At 63.7% G+C, this 2,045-nt stretch carries 1 protein-coding gene and 1 pseudogene; both read left to right on the plus strand.

Annotated features, from left to right (window positions below; all coding sequences use genetic code 11):
• Nucleotides 1-67: 67 nt before the first annotated feature.
• Nucleotides 68-664, plus strand: a pseudogene (locus ABD120_RS39995) (RHS repeat-associated core domain-containing protein); the annotation flags it as partial.
• Between the two features lie 489 nt (nucleotides 665-1,153).
• Complete coding sequence (locus tag ABD120_RS40000) at nucleotides 1,154-1,873, plus strand: polymorphic toxin-type HINT domain-containing protein (protein ID WP_486348455.1); 720 nt, start codon at nucleotides 1,154-1,156, stop codon at nucleotides 1,871-1,873.
• Nucleotides 1,874-2,045 lie beyond the last annotated feature (172 nt).

Here is a 2,045-nt window from a genome sequence, read left to right on the forward strand (position 1 = left end):
GACGCCGCTTAGCGCCTCAGCAGCACTATGTCCCACTTGACTTGACACCTACCGCGGCGGCACCGACACCTACGCCTACGACAACGCCGGCCAGCTCGCCGCCCGCACGGTCGCGGGCAAGCAGGCCACCTTCGACTGGAACGAACTCGGGCAACTCGCCCAGGCCACCGTCGCCGGACAGCAGACCGGCATGGTGTACGACGCCGACGGCGAACGCCTGATCCGCCGCGACCCCGACGGCACCGCCACCCTCTACCTGGGTCACGCCGAGCTGCGCCTGGCGGGCGGGCAGGTGACCGGCAAACGGTACTACTCGGCCTCCGACGGCTCCAAGGTCGCCATGCGCGAACCGGGCGGGCTGCGATGGCTGCTGGCCGGACGGCACGGCAGCACCCAACTCGCCGTCGACGACACGACCGGCGCGGTCAGCCGGGAACGCTACCTGCCGTACGGCAAACGCCGAGGCGGCGACGACCTGCCGTTCACCGACCTGGGTTTCCTCGGCAAAACCGAAGACGCCTCGACGGAGCTTACGTATCTGGGCGCCCGCTACTACGACCCGTCGATCGCCCGGTTCATCTCCACGGACCCGGAACTCGACCTGCGCACCCCGGAGTGGGCGAACGCGTACTCGTACGCGGCCAACAACCCGATCGACCTGTCCGACCCCGACGGCCGCCGCGTCGACACCGGCGGCGGCAGCGGCGACACGAGCTACGGCTACGCGCGGGGCAACCAGAAGAACGCCAACCAGAACTTCGCCAAAACCCACCACGCCAGCGGAAAGAGAAAGAGCAAGCGGGAACGGCGGATCCACCGCCAGCGGGAGCGCGCCAGCGAAAAGGCCCGCATCCGAGGGGTGAGACAGCGCCGCACCGAGACCCGCGACGCCCAGATCCGGGACAAAAAGGAGGCCAGCCATAAGTCTTGGCAGAAAGAGTACTGCCGGACCCACAATTGCACCGGCCGGGCCAAGCCTGCGGGTCTTCTCGGAGAAGGCGAAGGCGTCATCGAGCGGGAGCTCGCGGACGCTCTGAATCCTGCAAAGAAGATCGAAACAGTCGTGAAAGTCGGGCGGAAAGTCGCACAGAAAATCCATAAGGCGCTCAAGGGGAAGTCGTGTAGCAGCTTCGTGCCTGGAACTCAGGTTCTCATGGCCGACGGCACCACGAAACCCATCGAGAAGATCAAAGTCGGCGACAAAGTCCTGGCCACCGATCCAGAAACCGGACAGACCGCACCCCGAACCGTCACCACACCGATCGACAGCCGCGGAGCCAAGAACCTCGTCCGGATCTCTGTCGGCACCGCTGATGGCCGAAGTGGCACAGCAGGTGCGCTGATCGCCACGGAGGAGCACCCCTTCTGGTCCCTTGACCAGAAGGCTTGGATCGACGCTGGCCAACTCCGGCCCGGAACCTCCCTCCAAGCAAGTTCGGGCGTCCGCCGCGTCCAGGTCTCCGGTGTAGCCACGTGGACGTCAAGCAGCCAGGCTGTTCACAACCTGACAGTCGACGACCTCCATACGTACTACGTACTGGCGGGGGCTACACCAGTACTCGTTCACAACAGCAATGGATGCCCCACTAGGAGGTTGTCGGATCCCCTGCCTAAGGGGATGAACAACAAGATCGCTTCCGCCTACGACGACGTGAAGGCGGGGCGGATTCCTTCGCACGACACCTATTCGGGGCGTGAACATCCGTGGTGGGCAGGATCCAAGGAATACAGCGTGCCCGGTAGACCGAAAACCGACAGGATCCTGGAAAAGGAGTTGCCCAACGGCGTCAAGGTGTACGGTTGGACATCCACGCATTACACGAAGATTCAACGCTTCAGTGCACCCCACTTCCCTGACTCGGGGTGGAATTAGTAGCCTTATTCGTCAACTGGCGCGGTGACACTTCGATGTCGCCGCGCCAGCTCCGGTTAGGGGGGTTAAACATGACTGGTGAATTGCCCATAGTGATTGAGGTGGATTTCCCGCTATACGTGGTGGTCGATGAGGAGTCCGGAGACGTACTGGTCGCGGCCGAAGAGGTTGA

The sequence above is a fragment of the Nonomuraea longicatena genome (assembly GCF_039525605.1).
Taxonomy (GTDB): Bacteria; Actinomycetota; Actinomycetes; order Streptosporangiales; family Streptosporangiaceae; genus Nonomuraea; species Nonomuraea longicatena.